Annotated in this window: 21 protein-coding genes and 1 tRNA gene; 7 read left to right on the top strand and 15 right to left on the bottom strand. The window is 66.8% G+C overall.

What is annotated here, in order from left to right; all coding sequences use genetic code 11:
• Positions 1–26 precede the first annotated feature (26 nt).
• Positions 27–1,028: an aldo/keto reductase gene (locus tag ACO06X_RS12630; RefSeq protein ID WP_421836609.1), complete on the bottom strand. Its 1,002-nt coding sequence runs from the start codon at positions 1,026–1,028 to the stop codon at positions 27–29.
• Between the two features lie 80 nt (positions 1,029–1,108).
• Entirely contained in the window at positions 1,109–1,801 is a 693-nt protein-coding gene (locus tag ACO06X_RS12625) for an OmpA family protein (protein WP_421836608.1), read from the bottom strand.
• A 157-nt stretch (positions 1,802–1,958) separates the two neighbouring features.
• Here ACO06X_RS12625 and ACO06X_RS12620 point away from each other — a divergent pair, with 157 nt between their 5' ends.
• Complete coding sequence (locus ACO06X_RS12620) at positions 1,959–3,284, top strand: hemolysin family protein (protein WP_421836607.1); 1,326 nt, start codon at positions 1,959–1,961, stop codon at positions 3,282–3,284.
• 168 nt (positions 3,285–3,452) lie between these two features.
• Here the strand turns inward: ACO06X_RS12620 and ACO06X_RS12615 are convergent, their stop codons facing one another.
• The 3 genes from ACO06X_RS12615 to ileS are packed head-to-tail and all read right to left on the bottom strand — an operon-like array spanning position 3,453 to position 7,356.
• Positions 3,453–3,866 (bottom strand): DUF3035 domain-containing protein, encoded by a 414-nt coding sequence (locus ACO06X_RS12615; RefSeq protein ID WP_298170900.1) that lies wholly within the window; start codon positions 3,864–3,866, stop codon positions 3,453–3,455.
• Positions 3,866–4,399, bottom strand: coding sequence for a signal peptidase II (gene lspA, locus ACO06X_RS12610; protein WP_421836606.1), 534 nt, complete (start codon positions 4,397–4,399; stop codon positions 3,866–3,868). Before lspA ends, ACO06X_RS12615 begins: the two co-directional genes overlap by 1 nt.
• Positions 4,396–7,356, bottom strand: coding sequence for an isoleucine--tRNA ligase (gene ileS, locus ACO06X_RS12605; RefSeq protein WP_421836605.1), 2,961 nt, complete (start codon positions 7,354–7,356; stop codon positions 4,396–4,398). The genes lspA and ileS overlap by 4 nt, the downstream gene beginning before the upstream one ends.
• A gap of 184 nt (positions 7,357–7,540) precedes the next feature.
• On the opposite strand from ileS, the gene ACO06X_RS12600 reads away from it, so the two are divergent.
• Positions 7,541–8,032, top strand: coding sequence for a tryptophan-rich sensory protein (locus ACO06X_RS12600; RefSeq protein WP_421836604.1), 492 nt, complete (start codon positions 7,541–7,543; stop codon positions 8,030–8,032).
• Here ACO06X_RS12600 and ACO06X_RS12595 read toward each other — a convergent pair.
• The 6 genes from ACO06X_RS12595 to ACO06X_RS12570 all read right to left on the bottom strand — a co-directional run bounded on the left by ACO06X_RS12595 (position 8,017) and on the right by ACO06X_RS12570 (position 12,006).
• Positions 8,017–8,949: a bifunctional riboflavin kinase/FAD synthetase gene (locus ACO06X_RS12595; protein WP_421836603.1), complete on the bottom strand. Its 933-nt coding sequence runs from the start codon at positions 8,947–8,949 to the stop codon at positions 8,017–8,019. The two genes, ACO06X_RS12600 and ACO06X_RS12595, sit on opposite strands and share 16 nt — an antisense overlap.
• Positions 8,949–9,437, bottom strand: coding sequence for a dihydrofolate reductase (locus ACO06X_RS12590; protein WP_421836602.1), 489 nt, complete (start codon positions 9,435–9,437; stop codon positions 8,949–8,951). The genes ACO06X_RS12595 and ACO06X_RS12590 overlap by 1 nt, the downstream gene beginning before the upstream one ends.
• Positions 9,438–10,493 carry a 5-(carboxyamino)imidazole ribonucleotide synthase gene (locus ACO06X_RS12585; RefSeq protein WP_421836601.1) on the bottom strand — a complete coding sequence of 352 codons (1,056 nt, stop codon included), beginning with the start codon at positions 10,491–10,493 and terminating at the stop codon, positions 9,438–9,440.
• Positions 10,494–10,497: 4 nt separating this feature from the next.
• A complete protein-coding gene (gene purE / locus ACO06X_RS12580) occupies positions 10,498–10,986 on the bottom strand; it encodes a 5-(carboxyamino)imidazole ribonucleotide mutase (protein WP_421836600.1) in 489 nt (162 codons plus the stop codon).
• 30 nt (positions 10,987–11,016) lie between these two features.
• On the bottom strand, positions 11,017–11,703 hold the full coding sequence (gene gpmA, locus ACO06X_RS12575; RefSeq protein WP_421836599.1) for a 2,3-diphosphoglycerate-dependent phosphoglycerate mutase: 687 nt from the start codon (positions 11,701–11,703) through the stop codon (positions 11,017–11,019).
• A 138-nt stretch (positions 11,704–11,841) separates the two neighbouring features.
• A complete protein-coding gene (locus ACO06X_RS12570) occupies positions 11,842–12,006 on the bottom strand; it encodes a hypothetical protein (RefSeq protein WP_421836598.1) in 165 nt (54 codons plus the stop codon).
• Between the two features lie 126 nt (positions 12,007–12,132).
• Between ACO06X_RS12570 and ACO06X_RS12565 the strand changes: the two genes are divergently transcribed.
• Positions 12,133–12,207 (top strand) — tRNA-Thr (locus ACO06X_RS12565).
• A 36-nt stretch (positions 12,208–12,243) separates the two neighbouring features.
• Here the strand turns inward: ACO06X_RS12565 and ACO06X_RS12560 are convergent.
• Both ACO06X_RS12560 and ACO06X_RS12555 read right to left on the bottom strand, forming a co-directional pair.
• Complete coding sequence (locus ACO06X_RS12560) at positions 12,244–12,708, bottom strand: cupin domain-containing protein (protein WP_421836597.1); 465 nt, start codon at positions 12,706–12,708, stop codon at positions 12,244–12,246.
• A 27-nt stretch (positions 12,709–12,735) separates the two neighbouring features.
• On the bottom strand, positions 12,736–13,026 hold the full coding sequence (locus ACO06X_RS12555) for a GNAT family N-acetyltransferase (protein ID WP_421836596.1): 291 nt from the start codon (positions 13,024–13,026) through the stop codon (positions 12,736–12,738).
• A gap of 65 nt (positions 13,027–13,091) precedes the next feature.
• Between ACO06X_RS12555 and ACO06X_RS12550 the strand changes: the two genes are divergently transcribed.
• Together ACO06X_RS12550 and ACO06X_RS12545 are read left to right on the top strand one after the other, a co-directional pair.
• Positions 13,092–14,108 (top strand): threonine aldolase family protein, encoded by a 1,017-nt coding sequence (locus ACO06X_RS12550; protein ID WP_421836595.1) that lies wholly within the window; start codon positions 13,092–13,094, stop codon positions 14,106–14,108.
• On the top strand, positions 14,105–15,046 hold the full coding sequence (locus ACO06X_RS12545) for a DMT family transporter (protein WP_421836594.1): 942 nt from the start codon (positions 14,105–14,107) through the stop codon (positions 15,044–15,046). The genes ACO06X_RS12550 and ACO06X_RS12545 overlap by 4 nt, the downstream gene beginning before the upstream one ends.
• Here ACO06X_RS12545 and ACO06X_RS12540 read toward each other — a convergent pair.
• Positions 14,956–15,780 (bottom strand): SDR family NAD(P)-dependent oxidoreductase, encoded by an 825-nt coding sequence (locus tag ACO06X_RS12540; RefSeq protein ID WP_421839903.1) that lies wholly within the window; start codon positions 15,778–15,780, stop codon positions 14,956–14,958. The genes ACO06X_RS12545 and ACO06X_RS12540 overlap by 91 nt on opposite strands.
• 17 nt (positions 15,781–15,797) lie before the next feature.
• A complete protein-coding gene (locus tag ACO06X_RS12535; protein ID WP_421836593.1) occupies positions 15,798–17,054 on the bottom strand; it encodes a M48 family metallopeptidase in 1,257 nt (418 codons plus the stop codon).
• Between the two features lie 196 nt (positions 17,055–17,250).
• Between ACO06X_RS12535 and pepN the strand changes: the two genes are divergently transcribed.
• Positions 17,251–19,872 carry an aminopeptidase N gene (gene pepN, locus ACO06X_RS12530; RefSeq protein ID WP_421836592.1) on the top strand — a complete coding sequence of 874 codons (2,622 nt, stop codon included), beginning with the start codon at positions 17,251–17,253 and terminating at the stop codon, positions 19,870–19,872.
• Positions 19,869–20,633 carry a peptidoglycan editing factor PgeF gene (gene pgeF, locus ACO06X_RS12525; protein ID WP_421836591.1) on the top strand — a complete coding sequence of 255 codons (765 nt, stop codon included), beginning with the start codon at positions 19,869–19,871 and terminating at the stop codon, positions 20,631–20,633. Before pepN ends, pgeF begins: the two co-directional genes overlap by 4 nt.
• The last annotated feature ends 55 nt before the right edge of the window (positions 20,634–20,688 follow it).

Below are 20,688 nucleotides of genomic sequence, written 5' to 3'. Positions count from 1 at the left end.
TCACCCTCGCGCTTCCGGGGCGGTGTTCAAGCCGCCTCGAACTCTTCCGTATCGATCGTCGCCTGCATCACCGGACCATAGCGGTGGCCAGCCACGGTCTGGTGATTGATCAGCGCATCGACCTCGGCAACCAGTGCCGCCGAAGGCTCCCAGTCCCACCGCGCGATGTTTTCGGCGAGGTGATCCTGCCGCGAGGTGCCCGGAATCGCCACGACATGTGGCCCACGCGCCAGCACCCAGCCCAGCGCCAGCTGCGCCGCCGTCACGCCCTCGCGCGCAGCCAGCGCGGCGAAAGCTTCCGCAAGCGTGAGGTTGATCGCCCAGTTCTCGCCCTGAAAGCGCGGCATGTTCGGCCGAATATCACCCTTGGGCATCGCGGCGGGATCGGGCCGTTCATCCACCAGCAGCCCGCGGCAGACAGGCGAGAACGCCACAAAGGTGATGCCCAGCTCGCGACAGGTCTCCAGCACCGCGATTTCGGGATTGCGCGTCATCGGCGAGTATTCGGTCTGCAGCGCGGCGATCGGATGCTCGGCATGGGCGCGGCGCACCGTATCGGCCGACATTTCCGAAAGGCCGATGCCGCCGATCTTGCCTTCGCGCACCAGATCGCCCAGCGCGCCGACCGATTCCTCGATCGGTACGGTGAAATCACGGCGGTGGAGGTAATAGAGGTCGATGTGGTCGGTCTTCAGCAGCCGCAGCGAGGTTTCGAGCGCGCCCCGGATCGTCTCGGGCTTGCAATCGATCCGCCGCGCCTTGCCGTCGACGATGATCCCGGTCTTGCTGGCGAGGAAGAAGCGGTTGCGCTGGCCGGACAGGGCTTCGCCGATCAGCGTCTCGTTTTGGCCGTCGCCATAGATCCGCGCGGTATCGAGGTGGTCGTAGCCCAGATCAAGCGCGCGGGCGAGGAGGCTAATGCCGTTCTCGTCGCTCGGCGGAGTGCCATAGGCCCAGCTCAGCGACATGCAGCCAAGGCCGATGGGGTTGGTCTCGTGGGCACCAATCGTGCGGCGGGTAAAGGTCATGGCAGCGCTCCTTTTCGCAAGGAGCGATGCCAGCCGGGCCGACACGACGTCAACCCGGCTGGGAAAGGCTATTTCACCAGTTACTGCCCCTGGCGCGCGCGGGCGACATCGTCCTGCGTCACCGGCACGATCTTGATTTCCACGCGGCGGTTGGCCGAGCGGCCTTCCTCGGTGGCGTTCGAGGCAATCGGCTGGCTCTCGCCAAGGCCCTGGCTGCGGATGCGCGGTGCCGAAACCCCGCGCGAGGTGAGATAGTCCGCCACCGCTCTGGCGCGGTTTTCCGAAAGGCGCTGGTTGTAGGCGTCCGAGCCGGTCGAATCGGTGTGGCCGGTCACGTCGATCAGCGAATCCGGATACTGCACCAGGCTCTGCGCCACCTTGTCGAGCGTGTCGCGGAAGCCGGGCTTGATCACCGTGCTGTCGGTATCGAACGTCACGCCGTTGGGCAGGTTGACGAGGATCGCCTTGCCGCCATCGACCGGGCTGACGTCCACGCCGGTGCCGGCGGTCTGCTCGCGCAGCTGCTTGATCTGCTTGTCATAGGTGTAGCCCACCGCCGCGCCCGCCACGCCGCCGATGCCCGCGCCGATGATGCGGCCGGTGCCGCCGCCAATGAGGCCGCCCAGCAGCAGACCCGCCAGCGCACCGCCGCCTGCACCGATCGCAGTGCGAGAAACCTTCTGCTGGCCGGTGTTGGGATCGGTCACGCAGGCCGAGAGGCTGACGAGCGAAACAGCGCAAAGGCTGGATACAAGAACGCGCCGGATTTTCATGGTACTTCCCCTGTGAACGGACTCTCCCGAGAGTGTCCCTGTAATTGAACGACTGCCGCCTCTTGCGGTTCCAGCGTGCTTATTCGCCCTACCATCCTGAACGCGAGCCGAATAGTCGGGCCTTCGCGCGCGGCTACAAATCTGCTAGCCCTTGGCTGTGACCCCTTATCCTTGGCCCGACGCCTTCATCATCCTTGGGCTGGTTCTCCTCAACGCCCTGTTTTCCATGACGGAACTGGCGATTGTCTCGGCGCGCCCCGCCCGGCTGAAGGTCGCAGCCGAAGCCGGCAGCAAGGGCGCGAAACTCGCGCTCGAACTCGCAGCCGATCCCGGCAAGCTCCTCTCCACCGCCCAGATCGGGATCACTTTGATCGGCATCATCGCGGGTGCCTACTCGGGCGCAAGCCTCGGCGGGCCGACCGGCGAACGCCTCGCCGCGCTCGGCCTGCCCGGTGAATGGGCGCCCATCGTCGGCTTCGTGCTGGTCATTGCGATCACCACCTACCTCAGCCTCGTTGTTGGCGAACTGGTGCCCAAGCAGTTGGCCCTGCGCGCGGCCGAGCCTATCGCCATCGTCGCCGCCGCGCCGATGCGGTTGATGGCCCGCGCCACGGCCCCCTTCGTGTGGACGCTCGACAGTTCCTCCTCGCTGCTGCTGCGCCTTTTCGGCGTGAACCGCACCGCCGAGCAGGACGTGACGGCCGAGGAACTCCACATGATATTCGCCGAAGCGACCCGCTCTGGCGTGATCGAGGAGGACGAGCGCGCGCTGATGACCGGCATCATGCGCCTCGCCGATCGCCCCGTGCGCGAAGTGATGACCCCGCGCACCGAGTTGCACTGGATCGAGCGCCGTGCACCCGAAACCGAATTGCGCGCCGCCATCGCCGATAGCCCGCATTCGCTGCTCCTCGTCGCAGATGGCTCGGTCGACAACGTGGTCGGCGTGGTCAAGGTCCGCGATGTGCTCTCCGTGCTCCTGCGCGGCCGCAAGGTCATGCTCGCGCGGCTGATGAAGAAGCCCGCCATCGTGCCCGATCAACTCGATACGATGGACGCGCTGCGGGTGATCCAGCACGCCGAAGTCGCCATCGCGCTCGTCCACGACGAGTACGGCCATCTCGAAGGGATCATCACCCCGGCGGACCTGCTCGATGCAATTGTCGGCAATTTCGTCGCGCATGGCGACGAAGGCGACGGGCCGATGATCGTGGAACGCGAGGATGGCTCGCTGCTGCTCTCGGGCGCGCTCCCCGCCGATGCGCTGGCAGACCGGCTTTCCATCGAACTCCCAGAAGACCGCGATTTCGCCACCGCCGCCGGCTTCGCGCTCTCGGTGCTCAAGCGCCTGCCGAGCGAAGGCGAGCACTTCCACGACCAAGGCTGGCGCTTCGAAGTGGTCGATATGGACGGCCGCAAGATCGACAAGCTGCTGGCCAGCAAGGTCAAACCCGCCCACACCGCGCCTGTGCTGGACGGCTGAGCTGGAGGTCCTCTCCATTTTCCCCTGAGCTTGTCGAAGGGGCAAACGGGGTGGCCCGCCGCAGGCAGGTCGGAGGGGTAGAGGCGGAAGAGCAAAAACCCCTCCGTCAGCGCTTTGCGCTGCCACCTCCCCGTTTGCGCTTCGCGAAAACAGGGAGGACCTGAAGGCTCAGCCCGGAATCTGCGCCCGCGCCTCGCGCCCGTCGCCTTCCGGCGCGGCCAGAATATCGCGCACTGCGGCGCCCTTGGCCACGGTCTTGGTCTTCGGATCGCCGACCACGTTGCGGATGCCCACGGCCGACGCGCCCGCCTTGCCCAGCGCATCGGTTTCCACCGCGCTGCGCGGGGCCGTGCCGCCGAACAGGGCATCGAGCGCCTGCTTCGAGCTATCGACATCCTGCGGGCGCGGCGCGCCGGGGTTGGGCGGCATCAACGCGAAATCGGGCGGCACCACCAGCGGCGCCTGCCGGCTCACCGCGAATTCGTCAGGCCGGATGCGGTTGAACAGCGAGCCCCCCTGCGAGCACGCGCCAAGCAGCGTTGCGCCACCGGCAAGCATCAGGATGGTGAGGGACTTACGCATCAAACAGTCTCCGTGGCGGTATCATTGTCAGCATCCGCCGCTTCGGCGGGCTTTTCGCGCGAAAGCAGCGACCGGGCAAGCAGTATCAGCACGCCGCAGGTGATCGCGGCATCGGCGAGGTTGAAGATCAGGAACGGGCGCCACTGGCCGATGTGGAGATCGGCATAGTCGATCACATAGCCGCGCGTGGACCGGTCGTAGATATTGCCAAGCGCGCCGCCCAGCACCAGCGCGAGCGCGGCGATCTCGCCCAGCACCTTCTCGCGCAGCATCCAAACCGCGACACCGCAGGCAATCAGACCGGTCATCGCCAGCAGCACGAGCTTGGTCTCGCTCGAATCCGCCGTGAACATGCCGTAGGAAACGCCGTAGTTCTCGGTCCAACGCAAATCGAAGAACGGCAGCAGCTTGATGAGGCCAACCCCCTGCAGATCGAACGGCCCTGCCAGCGTGGCCTTGATCCCGCGGTCCAGCGCGAACACGCCAAGCGCCAGGCCAAAGCCCGCCGCGCGCGAGAGCGCAGGGCTCCTCACGCCGGCGCCCCCGCCACCACGTCGTCGCACCGGGCGCAGAGCGCGCCGTCTTCGGTCACTTCGGGCAGGTGCCGCCAGCAGCGGCCGCACTTGTGCTGGGTGGTTCGTTTCACCTCAGTCTCTTCGCCCCTTTCGACTGAAGCGACAATGAATAGCTCAGCCAAGTTGATGGCGCCCGCATCGAACGTAACCGTCACTGCGGCTTCGAGGCTAGATCCTAGCCGCTTCTCCCGACGTTCCGGTTCGATCAACTCGTTGATCAACATCCGATTGGCACGCAAGCCAGCCCATCGCTCGGCCAGCGCCTCGTCGCGCCACTCCACCGGCAGCTCACGAAGCGCGCCGAGATGCACGCTGCCCCGATCCGGGAACCGCGTCGTCCACACCTCTTCCGTGGTGAACACCAGCACCGGCGCGGCATAGCGCACCAGCGCGTGGAACAGCACGTCGAGCACCGAGCGATAGGCGCGCCGCTTGGGGTCCGCAGGCGCGTCGCAATAGAGGCTGTCCTTGCGGATATCGAAGTAGAACGCGGACAAATCCTCGTTGCAGAAATCAATCAGCACGCGGGTGTAGGTGTTGAAGTCGAAGTCATCGATGGCCTGCCGCAGCGTGGCATCAAGCTCGCTCAGCCGGTGCAGCATATAGCGCTCGAGCTCCTCCGGCATATCTGCCGCCTCGACGCCTTCCGCTTCCCAGTCGAACCCTTCGAGCGCGCCCAGCAGATAGCGGAACGTGTTGCGCAGCTTGCGGTACTGGTCCGCCACGCCCTGCAGGATTTCCTTCCCGATCCGGTGGTCCTCGGTGAAATCGACCGAAAGCGCCCAGAGCCGCAGGATATCCGCGCCATATTCCTTCATCAGATCGATGGGCGAGATCGTGTTGCCCAAGGACTTGGACATCTTCATGCCCTTGGAATCCATCGTGAAGCCGTGGGTCAGCACCGCCTTGTAGGGCGCATGGCCGCGCGTGGCGCAGGCTTCCAGCAGCGAGGACTGGAACCAGCCGCGATGCTGGTCAGAGCCTTCGAGATAGAGATCGGCATGGGGGCCGGTGTAGCCTTCGGGGCGCAGCAGATCGGGCCACTTGCCCGATTCGAGCACGAAGGCATGGGTGCTGCCGCTATCGAACCACACGTCGAGAATGTCGGTGACGCGCTCGTAGTCTTCCAGCTTGTAGTCCGCGCCAAGGTACTCCTGGGCGCGCTCCTCGCTCCACGCATCGACGCCGCCCGCGCGCACCGCCGCCACGATCCGCGCGTTGACGGCGGGATCGGCGAGGTACTGGCCCGTCTTGCGGTCCACAAACAGCGTGATCGGCACGCCCCACGCGCGCTGGCGCGAAAGCACCCAGTCCGGCCGCCCCTCGACCATCGCGCCGATGCGGTTGCGGCCCTTTTCGGGCACCCAGCGCGTTTCGGCGATGGCCTGCACGGCGATCTGGCGCAGCGTGGCGTTCGGATGCTCCAGCGCGCCGCCCTCGTTGTCCCAGCGGTTTTCCGCCCGGCTTTCGGCGTGCGGCATGTCGACCGGCTTGTCCATCGGCACGAACCACTGCGGCGTGCAGCGATAGATCACCTTGGCCTTCGAACGCCACGAATGCGGGTAGGAATGCTTGTAGTCGGCCGAGGCCGCGACAAGCCCGCCCGCCTCGCGCAGCGCCTCGCAGATCGGCCCATCCGGCGCATTGAACTTGGGATTGATGACAGAGCCTTGTCCGCCAAGCCAGCCCCAGTCCGCGCGGTACTTGCCGTCACCCTCGACCGCAAACACCGGCTCGATCCCGTGCGCCTTGCACAGCGCAAAGTCGTCCTCGCCATGGTCCGGCGCCATATGGACAAGGCCGGTGCCGCTGTCGGTCGTGACGAAATCGCCGGGGAGCATGGGACGCGGCTTGGCGAAGAACCCGCCGAGCGCGTGCATCGGGTGGCGACAGATGGTTCCGGCGAGTTCACGACCGGTATATCGCTCATGGGAGACCAGCAGTACCTGAACAGAGATCCCAGCGTCGGGATACCTTTGTTGCAAAAGCTGCTGTACGCGAGCGCCAACCGACTCCTTAAGGCTGTCGGCAATCAGGAAACGCGCAGATCCGGGGTTGTTTCCCAAAAAGTGGAACTCTGGATTCCACAGTTCGGGGTCTGATTGTGCGGCGTGGCCAGCGAAAAACTCAACCAGCACGTAATCAACGTCCGGCCCATACGCGATCGCCTGGTTCACCGGAATCGTCCACGGCGTCGTCGTCCAGATCACCGCATGCGCGCCGACCAGTTCGGCAATCGGCGACTCAACAATCTCGAACGCCACGTCGATCTGGGTCGAGACGATGTCCTCGTACTCCACCTCCGCCTCGGCCAGCGCGGTCTTCTCGACAGGGCTCCACATCACCGGCTTGGCGCCGCGATAGAGCTGGCCGCTCTCGGCAAACTTGAGGAGTTCGCCGACGATGGTGCCTTCCGCTTCCGGGTCCATCGTCAGATAGGGGTGGTCCCAATCGCCATTGATGCCAAGCCGCTTGAGCTGCTCGCGCTGCACGTCCACCCACTTCTGGGCATAGGCGCGGCATTCGGCGCGGAACTCGACCGGGGGAACCTCGTCCTTGTTCTTCTTCTTCTTGCGGTACTCTTCCTCGACCTTCCACTCGATGGGCAGGCCATGGCAATCCCAGCCGGGCACGTAGGGCGCATCCTTGCCGAGCAGGCTCTGCGTGCGGCAGACCATGTCCTTGAGGATATGGTTCAGCGCATGGCCGATATGCATGTCGCCATTGGCATAGGGCGGGCCGTCATGAAGAATGAACTTCTCTGCGCCCGCGCGCGCTTCACGCAACTGCTGATAGAGCCCCTCGTCCTGCCAGCGCGCCAGAATGCCCGGCTCCTTCTGGGGGAGGCCGGCCTTCATCGGGAAATCGGTCTTCGGCAGGAAGACGGTCGAGCGGTAGTCTGGAGCTTCGGTCATGATCGGCGGGCCTTAGCCTTAGCGCCCGCCAAGCGCAATTTGGTTCGCGCGGACACGGGACCTGTCCCTCCGTTCGTGTCGAGCGAAGTCGAGACACCAAGCGCTGCGTGTGGTGTCTCGACTTCGCTCGACACGAACGGTCAAAGGTGGTGCACTCCGGCTTCACGCCCTGAAGGAACCCGCCATGCCCGCCCCCAATTTCAGCACCGCATTCCTGAAAGCCGAAGGGCGCGGCTCACTGGCCATGAATGTCGCCGTCCTGATCCTCGCCACCATCGCGATCAACGGCTTCCTCTTCGCCATCGGCTGGGCGCGGCCAAGCGGGCGGCAAATGCCGATGATCCCGCCCGGCGCGATAGTCGGCCTGATCTGGACGGTCCTGCTCGGCCTCATGGGCGCATCGCGCTGGGTCTACGTGCGCGGCAGCGGCGATTCCGGCTGGCGTTCGTGGACGCCCTTCGCGCTCGCCGCGCTGTGCATCGCCTATCCGTTCTATACCAGCGGCCTACAGCGCAATGCGGCGGCGTTCTGGGGCACGGTTGTCACCCTGATCGTCGCGGTCGCTGTCATGCTGGTCCTGCGCGTCCGTGAGCGCCGCGCGCCGTGGCTGATCGTGCCGACCGCGTTCTGGGGCGGCTACGTCCTCAGCGTGATGATCGCCTACCCGCCGGCCTGACCCAGCAGCCGCCGCGCTTCATCGCAATCGCGCCCCATCTGCGCCACCAGCGCATCGAGGCTGTCGAACTTCGCCTCACCGCGCAGGAAGTGGTGGAACGCCACTTCGATCTCCTGCCCATAGAGATCGCCTGAAAAATCAAAGAAATGCGGCTCGAGCAGTTCCTTGGGCGGATCGAACGTAGGCCGGATGCCGATATTCGCCGCGCCCTTGAGCACGCGACCGTCCGGCAAATGCCCCGTCACTGCATAGATGCCATAGCGCGGCCGCAGATAGCTGCCGATGTCGAGATTGGCGGTCGGAAAATTGATCGTCCGGCCCACCTTGTCGCCGTGCTGCACCGGGCCGCGAATCGCAAAAGGCCGCGTGAGCAGCCGCGCGGCCTCCTGCGGATCGCCCGCCACCAGCGCCTCGCGGATGCGGCTCGAGGAGACGACCTCGCCGTCGAGCAGCACCGGGCCGACCGCGCGCGTCTGCAACCCCACTTCGGCGCCCACTTCGCGCAGCACATTGATATTGCCGCCGCGTGCCCGGCCGAAGGTGAAATCCTCGCCCGTCACCACCGCCGCCGCGCCGAGCCGTTCGCTGAGCAAATCGCGCACGAAAGAGTCCGCCGTGGTCGCCGCCAGCGCGCCATCGAAGGCAAACACCAGCATCGCGTCCGCCCCGGCCTCGGTGAACAGCGCCTCGCGTTGATCGAGCGTGGTCAGGCGGAACGGGGGCGCATCGGGCTTGAAGTGGCGCACCGGGTGCGGATCGAACGTCGCAATGATCGCGGGGCGTCCTTGCTCGCGCGCCCAGCGCACGGCCTCGCCGGCCACGGCCTGATGGCCGAGATGAAACCCGTCGAAATTTCCCAGCGCGATGACGCCGCCGCGGAGCGCTTCGGGCATGGGCTCGCTGGCGTAGAGGCGCATCAGGCTGCCCCCCGCGCAAACGTCACGAAATCATAAGCGGGATAAGCGCCCTCGGCCGGAAAGCTCCCCCGTGCCGCCTCACGCCACGGGGCCGCCGGATAGGCCAGCCGCGTATCCCCTGCGTAATCCCCATGCACTTCGGTCAGCTCATAGCGCTGTGCGTGGCCTTCGAACTGCGCGAGCACATCCGCCCCGCCGATCACCGCCACCTCGACGTCACCCGCCAGGGCCAGCGCGCCTGCCACATCGTGGACCACCTCTGCACCCGCCGCAGACCAGCCCTTATCGCGCGTGAGCACGATATGCCGCCGCCCCGGCAGCAGCCCCGGCAGCGAGGCAAAGGTCTTGCGGCCCATGATCATCGGCTTGCCCATGGTCAGCGCCTTGAAGCGCTTGAGGTCTGCGGGCAAGCGCCACGGAAGGGCACCCTTGTCGCCGATCGTGCCATCATCGGCGCGTGCGACAATCAGCATGACGGTCTGCGCCATTCAGAGCACCAGCCGCGTGACATGGCCCATCTTGCGCCCGGGCCGCACTGCCGCCTTGCCATAAAGGTGCAGGTGGTTCGCGGGATCGGAAAGGATCGCCGGCCAGTCATGCGCTTCGTCGCCGATCAGGTTGTCCATCACCACGCCCGCCGCACAAAGCTCGGTCGAACCCAGCGGCAGTCCGCAGATCGCGCGCACGTGGTTCTCGAACTGCGAGGTGAGCGCGCCCTCGATGGTCCAGTGCCCGGAATTGTGGACGCGGGGAGCCATTTCGTTGAACACCGGGCCGTCTGCCGTGGCGAAGAACTCCAGCGTCAGCACGCCGACATGGCCGAGCGCATCCGCGACCTGCTTCGCCAGCGCCCTTGCAGCATCCACTTGCGCTTGCACCGCATCGCCTGCCGGCACCACCGACTGGCTCAGGATGCCCGCCTTGTGCGCGTTCTGCGCCGAATCCCAGAAGCGCACGTCGCCATCCGCCCCGCGCGCGAGGATCACCGAAAACTCGGCGTCGAACCGCACGAAGCCTTCATAGACGAGAGGAACCTGCGGCAGGTCCAGCCCGGCGGCGTCCTCCGGCGTCATGATCCGCCACTGGCCCTTGCCATCATAGCCGTCGCGCCGGGTCTTGAGGATGCCCGGCGTGCCGATCCGCGCAATCGCCGCCGCCAGATCGGCGGCGCTATCGACCTTGGCCCAGGGCGCAGGCCGTCCGCCCAGCGCTTCGACGAAGCTCTTCTCCGCCGCGCGGTCCTGCGCCACTTCCAGCGAGCGCGTCCCCGGATGCAGCGCCCCGTCACCCAGCGCGGCAAGCGGCGCGACCGGCACGTTCTCGAACTCGTAGGTCACCACCGCGCAGGCCTTGGCGAAAGCGGCGAGTGCCTCGGCATCATACCAGCCCGCACAAGTGAACCCCGCGCAGACATCCGCCGCGATCGAATCCGCCTCGGGCGCATAGACATGGCAGCGATAGCCAAGGTTCGCCGCCGCAAGCGCGATCATCCGGCCGAGCTGGCCGCCGCCGAGGATGCCAATGGTCTCGCCGGGCGCGATCATGCGCTCACACCGGAAACTCGGCGACCGAATCGGTCTGCGCCGTGCGCCACGCCACCAGCCGCTCCGAAAGCGCGGGATCGGACAGCGAGAGGATCGAGGCCGCGAGCAGCGCCGCATTGGTGGCTCCCGCCGCGCCGATAGCCAGTGTGCCGACGGGAATGCCGCCCGGCATCTGCACGATGGAGAGCAGGCTATCCATGCCCTTTAAGGCCTTGGACTGCACCGGCACGCCCAGCACTGGCAGATGCGTCATCGAGGCGATCATGCCCGGCAGATGCGCTGCGCCGCCTGCGCCCGCGATGATCACCTGGATGCCTGTCGCCGCCGCACCCTTGGCGAAGGCCACGAGCCGGTCCGGCGTGCGATGCGCCGAAACGATCCGGCATTCATGCGCCACACCCAGCTTTTCCAGCACGGCCGCGCCGTTCTGCATGGTCTCCCAATCAGACTGGCTGCCCATCACGATAGCGACCTTTGTCGCGCTCTCAGTCATCCCCACGCATCCCCTCTCGTCCGGCGCGCGTCAGCGCTCCGAAAGGTAGTACCGCTCGATCTCGGCAAGATTGTCGTCCAGTTCATAGACAATCGGCTGCCCGGTTGGAATCTCGAGCCCGGTGATATCGGCGTCCGAAATGCCCGAAAGGTGCTTCACCAGCGCGCGCAGCGAATTGCCGTGCGCGGAAACCAGCACCGTCTCACCGCTGCGCAGCGCCGGGGCGATCTTCTCGTCCCAGCACGGCAGCACGCGCGCGATGGTGTCCTTGAGGCTCTCGGTGTTCGGCACGTCGATCCCGGCATAGCGCGGGTCGCTGGCGAGGTCGAATTCGCTGCCTGCTTCCAGCGGCGGCGGCGGAATATCGAAGCTGCGGCGCCAGATCTTGACCTGCTCGTCGCCGTGCTTCGCCGCCGTCTCGGCCTTGTCGAGCCCGGTAAGTCCGCCATAGTGCCGTTCGTTGAGCCGCCAGTCCTTGTCCTCGGGGATCCAGATGCGCCCGGCCGCTTCCAGCGCCAGATGAAGCGTCTTGATCGCGCGCTTCTGGAGCGAGGTGAACGCGGTGGTCGGCAGGATGCCCTTGGCTTTCAGCAGTTCGCCCGCAGCAAAAGCCTCGGCCGCGCCCTTCTCGGTCACGTCCACATCCCACCAGCCGGTGAAGCGGTTTTCGAGGTTCCACTGCGACTGGCCGTGGCGGATCAGGATCAGGCGGGGCATCGTCGTCCTTCGCAAGCTGCGGATGAAACAAGGGCGCGGACCTAGCGCCCGCCCGCGCTTTTGGAAAGGGGCGCTTTGGAATGGCCCCAGTCCCTTCACCTCATCCAGAGCTTGTCGAAGGGGGAGCAGCAGCGCGCGCTACGCCTGCGAAGGCTCCTCACCCCCTGCGGTTCCGCCCTCAGCGTCCCCCATGGCCCGCGCCTGCGCTTTCCGGCGGCGCAGGTTCTCGCGCAGCCGCTGCGCCAGCCGCTCCTCGCGGGTCGGCGCGGGTTTGTCTTCGGATGCGGTGGTCTTGTCAGTCATCGCGGCCGTCTCTGCCGCGCGGGCGCAAAGCCTGCAAGCCTGTCCTTGACAAACGCAAGCCCCGCCGCCAAAGCGCCCGCCTGCCCGCCCCGGCGTTGCCCGGCGTAAGGCATGCGGAAATGGTGTGCTGCTGTAGCTCAGTGGTAGAGCGCATCCTTGGTAAGGCTGAGGTCGGGAGTTCAATCCTCCCCAGCAGCACCATTTCCCCTTACTTGCCGCTGGCGCGGCGATGGCGCTTCAGTGCTTGTCCAGCACCACCCATGATCCTTTCGAGGGATCGACATCCGCGCTCGTCAGCGGGCCCTCACCGATGATCTGCACGATCACGGTCTCGTCGCTGTTCGAACCATCCCAATGCACGCCGCCCGCCGGGTGGAACATGTAGCTTCCCGGCCCCAGCCGCAAGGCCCTGGCCGGATCGAAATCGGGCCCTGTTCCCGCAAACCAGTGCCCCTCCAGCACCGTCACATGCCGGTCCCGGCTATGGCTGTGCGGCCGGTCCATCACATGCGGCGGAAACTTCACCCGGATCACATACGTCCCTGGCTGCGAGGGATTGCCCGCAATCAGCGCGCTCTCCACTCCGGGCGTGCCCGGCAGCGCGATCCAGTGGACGTCCTGCGCCGGAACGATCCTGAAATCCGGGTTGGCAGCCCCCGGCAAAAGCGCGGCGACCGCGAACAAGGCCAGCAAACGGCTCATCGACACCCCCCAACGCATTGAAGCGCCTCAGGCCAGCAGGTCCGCCCATTCCGGATGGCGCTTGAACGCGGCGGCGACATAGCTGCACTCGGGCACGATCTTCCAGCCCTGCGCCCGCGCATCGGCGATCAGCGCCTCGACCAGCTTGCCGGCGATCCCCCGCCCGCCGATCTCGGTCGGCACCAGCGTGTGCTCGGTCGTCAGCACAGTGCCGCGTCGCACCCAGGTCAGCCGTCCGATCGCGATGCTATCGGCGACGCGCGCCTGATATTCGCCGTGGGCGCCTTCATCGATGAGCGAAATTGCCGGGTCATCCATCGCTTGTCGTCTCCAAAGGGAAGCTCACTTCCCCCCGCGCACCATGCCGGTTAAGGGGTGCGCCCATGAAGTTCTTCTCCGACAACGCCGCCCCTGTCCACCCCCGCATCTGGGCCGCGATGCAGGCCGCCGATCTCGCGGATACCGCCTATGATGGCGATGCGCTCTCAGCCCGGCTCGATGCGGCGTTCTCCGGTCTATTCGGCGTGCCCTGCGCCGCGATCTGGGTGGCGACGGGCACCGCCGGTAATTGCCTTGCGCTTTCGGCCATGGTCCCGCCGCATGGCGGCGTCGTCTGCCACCGCGAAGCGCATATCGAGATGGACGAAGGCGGCGCGCCCGGCTTCTTCCTCCACGGCGCCAAGCTGCTGCTGGCGGAGGGCGAGGGTGCCAAGATCACCCCCGAGACGGCCCGCGCCGTGCTGGATGCGATCCGCCCCGGCGTCCACCAGGTCCAGCCGCACGCGATCTCGATCACGCAGGCCACCGAATGCGGCCGTGTCTATACCGCGCAGGAAGTCGCCGCGATCGGCGCGCTGGCAAAGGAACGCGGGCTGGGCCTCCACATGGACGGCGCGCGTTTCGCCAATGCCATCGCCTACCTTGGCTGCAACCCGGCGGACGTCACCGTCAGCGCCGGGGTCGACGCGCTCACCTTCGGCTGCGTCAAGAACGGCGGGATGAGCGCGGAGGCGATTGTCTTCTTCGCGCCCGATCTCGTCGATGTCGTCCGCTATCGCCGCAAGCGCGCCGGGCACCTGCAATCGAAGGGCCGCTACCTTGCCGCGCAGGTCCTCGCCATGATCGAGGGCGATCTCTGGCTCGAAAACGCGCGTGCCGCGAATGCCGCCGCGCAGGAAATCGCTGCAGCCTGCGGCGACCGGCTGATTCATCCGGTGGAGGCCAACGAGGTCTTCGTGATCCTCGCCCCCGCCGAGCAGGCAGCGCTGCGCGCGCAGGGCTTCGATTTCTATGACTGGAACGCCCCCGCAGGCACCTCCGGTGCAGCCCGCCTCGTCACCGCGTGGAGCAGCCCGCCGCGGGAAGTGGAGGCGCTCGCCCGCGCCATAGCCGCGCTATGAGCGTTGATCACCAGACAGGCGGCGAGGCCCGCTTCCTCGAACCGCGCATCCTTGCCCCCTTCCTGATCACCGCGCTGATCTGGGGTTCGACATGGATCGCCATCAAGTATCAGCTGGGCAATGTGCCGCCGAGCTGGTCGGTCACCTGGCGCTTCACCGGCGCGGCCATCGGCATGTTCGTGTTCGCCGCGTTCAAGCGCCTGCCGCTGGTGCCGGACAAGCGCGGGCTGATGGTCGCCGCCGTCATGGGCTGCAGCGTGTTCAGCCTCAACTTCCAGTTCGTCTACCGGTCCGAGCAATATATCACCTCGGGCCTCGTCGCGGTGCTCTTCGCGCTGCTGCTGGTGCCCAACACGATCCTTTCGCGCGTCTTCCTTGGCCAGCGCATCACGCGCGGCTTCATGATCGGCACGGCCATCGCGCTGGTCGGCATCGGGCTGCTCATGCTGCACGAATATCGCATCGCCCTGGCGCAGAACAGCGCAATGGGCGCGCAGGTCCTTGTCGGCGGCTTCATGGTCCTCGTCGCGCTCACGTTCGCGTCGGTCGGCAATGTCGTGCAGGCGAGCCCTGCGGCGCGCGGCCAGCCGGTTCCGACCCTGCTTGCCTGGGCGATGATGATCGGCGCTATCGTGGATGCCACGATCGCATGGATCCTCTCCGGCCCGCCGCGCTTTGATTGGACGTGGTCCTACGCCGGCGGCGCCGCCTATCTCGCGATTGTCGGCACCGTCGTCACCTTCCCGATGTACAACGGCCTGCTGCGCGCGCTCGGCCCCGGCCGCGCCGCCTACAACGGCGTGCTGGTCCCTGTCGTGGCGATGCTGATCTCGACCGCCGTCGAAGGCTACCGCTGGTCGCTGCTCGCCGGAGCAGGCGCGTCGCTCGCGATGATCGGGCTGGTCGTGGCGCTCAGGGCGCGCAACCCCTCGCGGTAAGTCGGATAAGCCAGCCGCCAACCCAGCACGCGCTTCGCCTTGCCATTCGCCACCCGCCGGTTCTCGGCATAGAACGCCAGCGCCATGGGCGAGAGCGCGGCCTCTTCGAGCGTCTGCAACGGCGGCGGGTTCACCCCCAGCAGCCGCGCCGCTTCCTCGATCACCGCGTTCTGGCTCGAGGGCTCGTCATCACCGAGGTTGTAGACCCCCGCCGGCCCGCCCATCCCCGCGATCACGCCTGAGGCAATGTCCTCGACATGGACGCGGCTGAACACCTGCCCCTCCAGCGCGATCCGCTTGGCATGGCCCTCGCGCACCCGGTCCAGCGCACTGCGCCCGGGGCCATAAATGCCCGGCAGGCGGAACACCCGCACTTGCGCACCAAGCTCCTGCCACGCCAGATCCGCCGCCGTCCGCGCCGAGCGCCGCCCGGTGCCGACTTCCGCCGTCTCATCCACCCACGCCCCACCGACATCGCCGTAAACCCCGGTCGAAGAGAGATACCCGATCCACTTGGGCTTCGCCGCCGCCAACGCCTCACCATACGCTTCCAGCACCGGATCGCCGCCCGCGCGCGAAGGCGGGACGGAGGACAGCACATGGCTTGCCGCTGCCAGCGCGCCCAGCACTCCCTCGCGGTCATGGAACCCCATGGTCCCCTCGCGCCCGGTGCCGACAACGTCCCAGCCCGCCGTGCGCAGCCGCGCCGCGATCACCTTGGAGGTATAGCCCATGCCGAAGATGAACAGGTTCACGGTTTCGGATCCGGCAGTTTGAGTGGGGGCAGCGGGGGCGGCACGACTTCGGTCGCATTGGGCACGTGGTCCTTCTTCCACTGCATCGCCATGCGCACCCGCGTCTTGCCCGATGGGTGGTCGAAGAACAGCATTTCCTCCAGCGCGCCCGGCGCGATCTTGCGATAGGCCGAAAGCTTCATCGCCGCCGCAGCAAAGCCATCAGGCTCGCGCGCGGCATCCAATCCGAAAGCATCGGCCTCGCTCTCGTCGACCCGGATCAGCGTGTTGGTCACCGGCGTCGCCAGCAGCGAAAGCACGCTCAGCACGCCCGCCAGCACCGGCAGCGACGCGGGATCGGCCAGCCCGCGCACATCCCAGCGCTGCCCGCCATGGCGGATCAGCGCCGGCGCGATGCGCGATGCCAGCCACAACAGCAGGCCCATCAGCAGGGTCAGCACCACAATCGTCCGCCACACGTGCCCCAGCACATAGTGGCCCAGTTCATGCCCCATCACCGCCGCGGTTTCGGCCACGCTGGTCTTCTTCAGCAGGTTGTCGTTGAGCGAGATGCGGATCGTCGGCCCGATGCCCGAAACGTTCGCCGAAATCCGGTCGGACTGGCGCGAGGCATCGACGAGATAGATGTGCTCCGAAGGCACGTTATAGGCCTTCGCCATCGCCACCACCCGCGCCCGCACCGGCCCGTCCGGCAGTTCGGACTGGGTGTTGAACAGCGGCACGATGAACACCGGCGTGATGAGCACGAGGAACGTGATCGCCACGCCGATCACCCCGGTGCCGATCAGCCACCAGTGCTTCGGATACTTGCGGATCACCGCATAGATCACCAGCAGCAGCACGCTCCCCAGCAGTGCGCCAAGTACGAGGCCGATCGCCTGATCGCCCAGCCATGCCCCCACAGACTGGTTCATCAGACCATATTGCCGCTCGCGCAGATAGCCGGTGTAGAAAGTCCACGGCAGGCTCAGCAGGGTATCCACCGCGATGAACACCAGTCCGCAGGCCAGCAGCCCCAGCCACGGGCGCCAGCCGCGCCGGTGCATTGCGGTCCGCACCTTGGGCAGCAGCCGGATGCGCAGCAGGAACCAGTAGATGCCGAGCGAGATCAGCGTGCCCCACAGCGCCAGCCACTCGCCCCCCTCGAAATAGGCGTCGGACCGCGCCTGCGCCGGGCCGCTCAGCGTCGCCAGCCACAACTGCGTTGCGTGGTCGACATCGAACACGGCGGCAGCGTGGGCCAGGCCGGGCACAGCCGCCAGAAGCCCCAGAAAAACGCATGCAGTCAATCTTGTCAGCGGCATGGTATGCGACCCCGTCCCCTTGCCCATTCCGGCCGCGCCATGGGTGCGGCCCGGTCGCGGCCTCGTCAAGCGCTCTTGCCACGAAGATTTTCCGGCCCGCCATTTTTGCGCTTCCCCGTGCGCGCAGGCTCCCTACATTGGGGCCATGAACGATCTTTCCAGCACCCCCGCCGTCCCCGCCCCCGTCATTCAACGCACCAACTACCGTCCGCCGGAATGGCTGGTCCCGGAAATCGCGCTGGATTTCGCGCTCTCGCTCACCGCCACGAAGGTGCGCGCTGATCTGGTGGTTGAACGGGGCGGCGCGGCGCACGCCCCCCTGCGCCTCGATGGGGATGGCATTGCCGCCAAGAGCGTGCTGGTTGACGGCGCCGCGCACAACGATTGGCGCATGGACGGCGGCAACCTCGTGATCGACCTCCCCGGCGACCGCCACACGGTCACCATCGAGACCGAGATCGATCCCGCTGCCAACACACAGCTCTCCGGCCTCTATGCGTCGAACGGCATGCTTTGCACCCAGTGCGAGGCTGAAGGCTTCCGCCGCATCACTTTCTTCCCCGACCGGCCCGACGTGCTCAGCCGCTACACCGTGCGCATGGCGGGCGACAAGGCGGCCTTCCCCGTGCTGCTCTCCAACGGCAACCCCGTCGCCAGCGGCGAAAACGCCGACGGCACGCATTGGGCCGAATGGCACGATCCCTGGCCCAAGCCGTCCTACCTCTTCGCGCTCGTCGCAGGCGATCTCGTCGCCTCGCGCGATACGTTCACCACCCGCTCGGGCCGCAAGGTCGATCTCGCCATCTACGTCCGCGCCGGAGACGAGACGCGCACCGGCCACGCGATGAAGGCGCTGATCGATTCGATGCGCTGGGACGAGGACGTCTATGGCCGCGAGTACGATCTCGACTTGTTCAACATCGTCGCCGTCGCCGATTTCAACGCGGGCGCGATGGAGAACAAGGGCCTCAACGTCTTCAACACGCGCTACATCCTCGCCGATCCCGAAACCGCGACCGACGGCGACTATGACGCGATCGAAGGCGTCGTCGCGCACGAGTATTTCCACAACTGGTCGGGCAACCGCGTCACCTGCCGCGACTGGTTTCAGCTGAGCCTCAAGGAAGGCTTCACCGTGCTGCGCGACCAGCAGTTCAGCGCCGACATGGGTTCGGCCCCGGTCAAGCGGATCGAGGATGTGCGCGTGCTGCGCGCCGCTCAGTTCCCCGAGGACTCCGGCCCGCTGGCGCACCCGATCCGCCCCGATGCCTATCAGGAAATCAGCAACTTCTACACCGCGACGGTCTACAACAAGGGTGCCGAAGTCATCCGCATGATGACGGTGATGGCCGGCGCCGAACGCTTCCGCGCCGGCACCGATCTCTACTTCGACCGGCATGACGGCGAAGCGGCAACCTGCGAGGATTTCGTCCGCGCGATCGAGGACGGTGCGGGGCTCGACCTCAAGCAGTTCCGCCGCTGGTACGAACAGGCGGGCACCCCGCGCATCACCGCCACGCTGACCCACGCGGGCGATACCGCCACGCTCACCCTCAGCCAGACCGTGCCCGCAACCCCCGGCCAGCCGGACAAGCAGCCGATGGTGATCCCGCTGCGCACCGCACTGTTTGATCGCGCTTCTGGCCAGCACGGCGGCGAGCAGCTGCTCATCCTCACCGAGGCCGAGCAGACCTTCACCTTCCCCGGCTTCGCGCAGCCACCGGTCCTCTCGATCAACCGCGGCTTCTCCGCCCCAGTCGCCATCGACATGCCGATGCCGACCGGCGATCTCGTGTTCCTTGCGGCGCACGACGATGATCCCTTCGCCCGGTATGAGGCGATGCAGCAACTGATGGTCCGCCACCTCGTCGCGGCTGTCTCGGGTGAATTGACCGAGGCCACGCGCGCCGAAGGCCTTGCCGCGATCCGCGATGTCTATGCCGCCGTGCTGGCCGATACCTCGCTCGACGACCTGATGCGCGGTGAGCTCCTGATCCTCCCCGGCGAAGGCTATATCGCCGAACAGCTTGAACAGGCCGACCCTTCGCGCATCCACGCCGAGCGCGAGGCCTTGAAGCGCTGGCTCGGCAGCGAGCTTGCCGCGCAGTGGCACGCGCTCCATGATCGCTGCACCGCGGTGCCCTATAGCCTCGAAGCGGCCGCACGCGGCGCGCGCAAATTGAAGACGCAGGCCATCGTCTACCTTGCCGCGAGTGATCCGGTCGAAGCCGCGCTCCGCGCCAAGGCGCAATACGACGCTGCGGACAACATGACCGACCGGCAGGGCGCATTGATGGTCCTCGCCGGGATCAGTGCCGCCGAATGCAACGCCGCCCGCCAGGCCGCACTCGCCGATTTCCACGCGCGCTTTGCCGGCAATGCGCTGGTGATCGACAAGTGGTTCTCGATCCAGGCCGGCGCGCTCCATCCCGATACGCTCGCGCATGTCACCGCGCTGGCCGAGCATCCAGACTTCACGCTGACCAACCCCAACCGCGTCCGCGCACTCTACATTGCCTTCGCCGCCAATCCGCAGGCGTTCCACGCCGCCAGCGGCGCGGGCTACCGGATGATCGCGGACCTGATCCTCAAGCTCGATCCGATCAACGGCAATGTCGCCGCGCGCTTCGTCCCTCCGCTTGGCCGCTGGCGCCGCATCGAACCGGCACGCGCCGCCTTGATGCGCGCCGAATTGGAACGCATCGCCGCCGCCCCCGGCCTTTCGCGCGATGTGCGCGAACAGGTGAGCAAGAGCCTCGAAGGATGAGCGAAGCTGTGGAGTCGTTGACGCACCCGGCGCTCGCCGGGGCCGCGCATGGCTTCCTGGGCCGGCGCGGAGGAGTGAGCGAGGGCATCCACGCCGGTCTCAATGTCAGCTACAGCGAGGACGATCCCGCCCATACCGCCGAAAACCGCCGCCGCGCGGGCGATGCGGTGCTGCCGGGCGCGCGGCTTCTCACTTGCTATCAGATCCATTCGCCCGATGTGGTCACGGTCACCGCACCGTGGGACGATGCAGACCGCCCCAAGGCCGATGCGCTGGTCACCGCCGAAACTGGCCTGCTGCTCGGCGTGCTCACCGCCGATTGCGCGCCGGTGCTGTTCCACGATCCGCAAGCGAGGGTTATCGGCGCCGCCCATGCCGGGTGGAAGGGTGCCATCGGCGGGGTGACCGACCGCACGGTAGAGGCGATGGAAGCCCTCGGCGCAGACCGTGCGCGCATCGCCGCCGTGGTCGGCCCCTGCATCGCCCAGAAAAGCTACGAGGTGGACGCCGCCTTCGAAGCGCGCTTCACCGCCGAAGACGAAGCCAACGCCCGATTCTTCAAGGCCGGCCGAGCAGAGCACAGCTGGTTCGATCTCGAAGGCTATGTCGCCGCGCGCCTGGCGGCCTTCGGCGTCGGCACTGTCGGCATGCTGGGTGAGGACACCTATTCACAGGCCCAGCGGTTCTACTCGTTCCGCCGCTCTACCCATGCCGGCGAGGCGGGCTACGGCCGGCAGATCTCTCTCATCGGGCTGCGCTGAGACGAGAGATGTAGGCAAATTGCCTCGTCACCCTCAAATAGCCTGACGGCCAAGC

This window comes from Novosphingobium sp. (genome assembly GCF_965229225.1).
GTDB lineage: Bacteria > Pseudomonadota > Alphaproteobacteria > Sphingomonadales > Sphingomonadaceae > Novosphingobium.
Note: the sequence above shows the minus strand (reverse complement) of the source record. Positions and strands in the feature narration are given on the sequence as shown.

What these genes read in the sequence shown, in the direction of transcription:
- ACO06X_RS12630 (WP_421836609.1), bottom strand. Translation starts at nt 1,028, where the DNA reads ATGACCTTTACCCGCCGCACGATTGGTGCCCACGAGACCAACCCCATC.
- ACO06X_RS12625 (WP_421836608.1), bottom strand. Translation starts at nt 1,801, where the DNA reads ATGAAAATCCGGCGCGTTCTTGTATCCAGCCTTTGCGCTGTTTCGCTC.
- ACO06X_RS12615 (WP_298170900.1), bottom strand. Translation starts at nt 3,866, where the DNA reads ATGCGTAAGTCCCTCACCATCCTGATGCTTGCCGGTGGCGCAACGCTG.
- ileS (WP_421836605.1), bottom strand. Translation starts at nt 7,356, where the DNA reads ATGACCGAAGCTCCAGACTACCGCTCGACCGTCTTCCTGCCGAAGACC.
- ACO06X_RS12600 (WP_421836604.1), top strand. Translation starts at nt 7,541, where the DNA reads ATGCCCGCCCCCAATTTCAGCACCGCATTCCTGAAAGCCGAAGGGCGC.
- ACO06X_RS12595 (WP_421836603.1), bottom strand. Translation starts at nt 8,949, where the DNA reads ATGCGCCTCTACGCCAGCGAGCCCATGCCCGAAGCGCTCCGCGGCGGC.
- ACO06X_RS12590 (WP_421836602.1), bottom strand. Translation starts at nt 9,437, where the DNA reads ATGGCGCAGACCGTCATGCTGATTGTCGCACGCGCCGATGATGGCACG.
- ACO06X_RS12585 (WP_421836601.1), bottom strand. Translation starts at nt 10,493, where the DNA reads ATGATCGCGCCCGGCGAGACCATTGGCATCCTCGGCGGCGGCCAGCTC.
- purE (WP_421836600.1), bottom strand. Translation starts at nt 10,986, where the DNA reads ATGACTGAGAGCGCGACAAAGGTCGCTATCGTGATGGGCAGCCAGTCT.
- gpmA (WP_421836599.1), bottom strand. Translation starts at nt 11,703, where the DNA reads ATGCCCCGCCTGATCCTGATCCGCCACGGCCAGTCGCAGTGGAACCTC.
- ACO06X_RS12570 (WP_421836598.1), bottom strand. Translation starts at nt 12,006, where the DNA reads ATGACTGACAAGACCACCGCATCCGAAGACAAACCCGCGCCGACCCGC.
- ACO06X_RS12560 (WP_421836597.1), bottom strand. Translation starts at nt 12,708, where the DNA reads ATGAGCCGTTTGCTGGCCTTGTTCGCGGTCGCCGCGCTTTTGCCGGGG.
- ACO06X_RS12555 (WP_421836596.1), bottom strand. Translation starts at nt 13,026, where the DNA reads ATGGATGACCCGGCAATTTCGCTCATCGATGAAGGCGCCCACGGCGAA.
- ACO06X_RS12550 (WP_421836595.1), top strand. Translation starts at nt 13,092, where the DNA reads ATGAAGTTCTTCTCCGACAACGCCGCCCCTGTCCACCCCCGCATCTGG.
- ACO06X_RS12545 (WP_421836594.1), top strand. Translation starts at nt 14,105, where the DNA reads ATGAGCGTTGATCACCAGACAGGCGGCGAGGCCCGCTTCCTCGAACCG.
- ACO06X_RS12540 (WP_421839903.1), bottom strand. Translation starts at nt 15,780, where the DNA reads ATGGGCTATACCTCCAAGGTGATCGCGGCGCGGCTGCGCACGGCGGGC.
- pepN (WP_421836592.1), top strand. Translation starts at nt 17,251, where the DNA reads ATGAACGATCTTTCCAGCACCCCCGCCGTCCCCGCCCCCGTCATTCAA.
- pgeF (WP_421836591.1), top strand. Translation starts at nt 19,869, where the DNA reads ATGAGCGAAGCTGTGGAGTCGTTGACGCACCCGGCGCTCGCCGGGGCC.